Annotated in this window: 4 protein-coding genes; 2 read left to right on the forward strand and 2 right to left on the reverse strand. The window is 75.0% G+C overall.

From position 1 onward, the window contains the following. Positions 1-764: FtsK/SpoIIIE domain-containing protein (locus IH13_RS42810; RefSeq protein ID WP_267883886.1), on the forward strand; the 764-nt coding region annotated here is incomplete at its 5' end. 151 nt (positions 765-915) lie between these two features. Here IH13_RS42810 and IH13_RS45835 read toward each other — a convergent pair. Together IH13_RS45835 and IH13_RS44975 are read right to left on the reverse strand one after the other, a co-directional pair. Beyond that, the gene (locus tag IH13_RS45835) at positions 916-1,218 is read right to left on the reverse strand and encodes a hypothetical protein (protein ID WP_324605199.1); all 303 of its coding nucleotides are present in this window, start codon (positions 1,216-1,218) and stop codon (positions 916-918) included. Next, positions 1,194-2,111 (reverse strand): S8 family serine peptidase, encoded by a 918-nt coding sequence (locus tag IH13_RS44975; RefSeq protein ID WP_158791312.1) that lies wholly within the window; start codon positions 2,109-2,111, stop codon positions 1,194-1,196. Before IH13_RS44975 ends, IH13_RS45835 begins: the two co-directional genes overlap by 25 nt. A gap of 385 nt (positions 2,112-2,496) precedes the next feature. Here IH13_RS44975 and IH13_RS0126550 point away from each other — a divergent pair. Beyond that, positions 2,497-3,951 (forward strand): right-handed parallel beta-helix repeat-containing protein (locus IH13_RS0126550; RefSeq protein WP_031088503.1); only part of this gene is annotated, 1,455 nt, incomplete at its 3' end.

Here is a 3,951-nt window from a genome sequence, read left to right on the forward strand (position 1 = left end):
CCCCGCCGGTCCGGATGCTGCCGACCCGGCTCCCCCTCTCCGACCTCCCGGCTCCCAAGGGCGACTTCAAGATGCCCATCGGTCTGGAGGAGGAGCGCCTGAGCACGGTGTGGCACGACTTCTCCGAGACCCCCCACATGATCGTGGTCGGTGACACGGAGAGCGGCAAGACCAACATGCTGCGGCTGACGGCCAAGGCCATCATGGACCGGTACACCCCGGCCGAGGCACGCATCATGGTCGTGGACTACCGGCGCGCGCTGGTGGAGGCGATCCCGGACGAGTACCGCCTCGGCCACGCCGTGTCGATGGACGCCCTCAAGGAGCTGATCGCGGGCGCCGCCCGCGCGGTCGCGGCCCGCGTCCCGGGCCCGGAGATCACCCCGGCCCGGATGCGCACGTGCGACTGGTGGGACGGCCCGCGGCTGTTCATCCTCGTGGACGACTACGACATGCTCGGCACCAGCGCGATGAACGCCCCCTTCGACCCGCTGCTGAACCACCTCGCCCTCGGCTACGAGGTCGGTCTGCACATGGTGGTCTCCCGCTCCGCCGCCGGCGCGGGCCGGGGCCTGGGCGAACCCGTGCTGCGCCGCATGCAGGAGGTCAACACGCCGACGCTGCTGCTGTCGTGCCCGCCCTCGGAGGGCTTCATCCTGGGCAGCGTCAAGGGCCGCAACCTGCCGCCGGGCCGGGGTACGCGGGTGACGCGCCGCAAGCAGATCCAGGTGCAGACGGCGGTGCTGGAGGACGAGGAGGCGTAACGGAGCGGGGCCGGGGCCCGGTGGTCCGAAGACACGGGGCCGGGGCCCGGCGGCCCGGGCACCCGAGGTACGGGGCCGGACCCGACGGCTCGGGAGCCCGGGACACGGGGCCCGGCCGAGGCGCCCGGGGCCCGGGCCCGGGCCGGACCCGTCAGCCGCCGGCCGGGCGCCAGTTCCGGGCCCGGCCGCGCGGGATCACCACCGCGCCCGCCGCCACCAGCAGCACCAGCCCACCGCCCACACCGGCCACCAGCAGCGCACGGGTGCGCGGCTCGTTCGGGGGCGGGGGCGGGACCACCGCCCGCTCCGGCCGGGCCACCACGCCCGTGGCGCCCGCCGGCACGGTCGTCAGCGCGGCGTACGGGTCGAGCCGCGGCGGCACCGCCGGGTACGCCGCCTCCGTCAGGCGGCGCGAGACCTCCGCGGCCTTCAGTTCCGGGTAGCGCGCCCGCACCAGCGCCGCCGCCCCCGCGACGTGCGCGGCGGCGAACGAGGCGCCCGAGCCGATGAGATGTGTATAAGAGACAGCATCGGGCCGATGCTCACCACCGCGTCACCGGGCGCGGCCAGGTCCGCCCCGCTCACCACAGGCGCGTCGGCCGGCCGGCCACCGTCCGGGCCGTAGTCCGTCACGGCGAGCACGTCCGGCGCGGAGGCGGGCCAGTACCAGGGCTCCGGTGCCGTGTTCCTCGGCAGCGCGTCCGGCGCCACCGGGGCCACGACCAGCGCGTCCTTGCGGCTGGCGTACCTGACCGCGCCCGTCAGCTCCGCCTTGCCGCTGTCGAGGGCCACGGCGACGTAGATGACGGAGGCGCCTTCGTCCGCCGCCCGGCGTATCCCGTCGGCGACCTGGCCCGCCGTGGTCCCGCCGCGCTCGTCCGTGCCCTGTACGGCCAGAATCCGGGCCTGCGGGGCAAGGCCGGCGGGGCCCCCGCCGTCGCCGGGCGTCGCCGCGATCAGACCGGCCGCGAACGTACCGTGGCCCACGCAGTCCTCACCGGCCGTCCCCAGCGCGGTCACCCGCCCTTTCAGCGCGGGCGCGGCCTCGGCCACGCCCGTGTCCACGACCGCCACCGTCGTCCCGGAGCCCTGGGAGAGCGGCCGGGCGCGGGACGCGCCCAGTGCCCGCAGCGTCCAGGGCTCCGCCCGGGCCTTCTCGCTCGACACGGAGGCGCAGGGGTCGTCCTCCGCGAGGGCGGAGCGCACGACCGGCAGACCCACGGAGTCGGCGGTGGCGGGCGCGGCCCCGACGGCGCCCAGCGCACTCACGGTCACGGTCATCAGCAGGGAGGCGGCCACAACCGAGGCCCGGGGGCGGCGGCGGGAACGAACTCGGGCACGGGGCATGGCGCGCATGATAGGCGCAGCGGATGACGGTGTGTCGGGCGGGACACTGCCGCGGGGCGGCGGGGCGGCCCCGCACGATGCGAACAGGAAGCGGGAGTTGAGGGAGCGGCCCCGCCGTCGGCAAGGCGGGCCGTGCACTGGCGTACCGTCCGACGCGACGCCCCTCCCCGCCCCGGCGGTCCGCCGGCCGGAACGCCCGTGGTGTACTCGTTGCCCCTCGTCCGCTCCCGCGCGAACTCGCCGGTCCCTCCTGGAACATCGCCCCACGGGTCCCGTAGCCTTCGTCGCGTGCGCACAGCCGTACGTACCCGGACGCGGAACAGTCCCCTGGCCCCCTGGGTGGGTGAGGCACGCGGCGGCGGCACCACAACGAGGAGGATCGAGCGTGTCACGGCAGTTGCTCAGGGTCGGGTCGGGACAACCGGACAGCTTCCGGACGATCGGCGATGCCCTGGACAAGGCACGCACGGGTGCGGTGATCCGGGTCCACCCCGGTCGCTACCCGGAGAACCTCACGGTGCGGACCCGGGTCACCATCGTCGCCGACGGCGAACCGGGCAGCGTCGACATCTGTCCGCGCCGGGGCACCGCCGTCGTCCTCGTCGCCGACGCGGTCATGCTCACCGACCTGACCCTGCGCGGCGGCAGCGAGGACCTGCCGGTGGTCGACGCCCCGCGCGGCCAGGTGGCGATGGACGGCTGTACGGTCATCGGCTCCGGCTGGACGGCCGTCCTGGCCCGTGAGTCGGGCTCGGTGGCCATGCGCGACTGCCGTGTCAGCAATCCGAAGGGCGCCGGGGTCGTGGACTCCGCGCCCACGGGCAGCGTCATCGCCGGCTGTCTCATCGAGAACCTCGGCACCTCCGGTGTCGTCATCGGCGCGGAGGCCCGGTCGACGGTACGCGACTGCCGGATCCGGGACGCCCGCGCCAACGGCGTGCTGACCTCCGACGAGGCGCAGGGCCTGGTGGAGGACTGCGACATATCCGGGACGGAGAAGCCGTCCATCGCCCTGGAGGGCCGTAGCGGCACCCGGGTCGTACGCACCTCGGTGCACGACACCTCCGTCGGCGTCTACATCACCAGTTCCGCCCGCCCGGTCCTGGAACACGTCACCGTCAGCGACACCTCGGGCCCCGGCATCATGCTGGCCGCGAGCGCCGACCCCGAGTTCCTGAACTGCCGCACCTCACGCACCAAGGGCAGTGGTCTCGCCGTCACCGAGCGTTCCCGTGGCACCTTCCAGGACTGCGAGTTCGACACCGCCGCCGCGCCCGCGATCCGGGTGGTCAACTCGAGCGCCCCCTCCCTGACCGGCTGCGCGGTGCGGGACTGCGCGGACACCGGCGGCGCCGTGCTGCTGGAGGAGGACTCGTCGGCGGAGTTCGACGATCTGCTGATCGCGGACGCGGCCGGCACCGGCATCCGGATACGTACCGGCGCCGACCCGCTGCTGCGCCGCGCGCGGATCACCTCGTCGGGCGGCCACGGTGTGGAGGTGGCCGAGGACGGGCGCGGCCGGCTGGAGCACTGCGAGATCGACCGGGCCGGCGGCGCCGCGGTACGCATCGTCTCCGGCGGCAACCCCGACATCCGCGACACGGTCATGCGGGCGGCGACCGACGCCACCGTGTCCGTCGGTCCGGAGGGCCGGGGCACCCTGCGGGACTGCCGCATCGAGTCCGCCGCGGCCGGTGGCATCACGGTGGACAACGGCGGCGACCTCTTCGCCCTGCGCGCCCACATCACCGACTCCGGGGCCCATGGCGTCCTGCTCGTCAACGGCTCCCGCGCCACCCTCACCTCCTCCCAGGTCATCGGCAGCGTCGGCGACGGTATC

Source organism: Streptomyces sp. NRRL WC-3549, assembly GCF_000721935.1.
Taxonomy (GTDB): Bacteria; Actinomycetota; Actinomycetes; order Streptomycetales; family Streptomycetaceae; genus Streptomyces.

Coding starts and splice junctions, on each gene's coding strand:
- IH13_RS44975 (WP_158791312.1), bottom strand. CDS start 2,111: ATGCCCCGTGCCCGAGTTCGTTCCCGCCGCCGCCCCCGGGCCTCGGTT.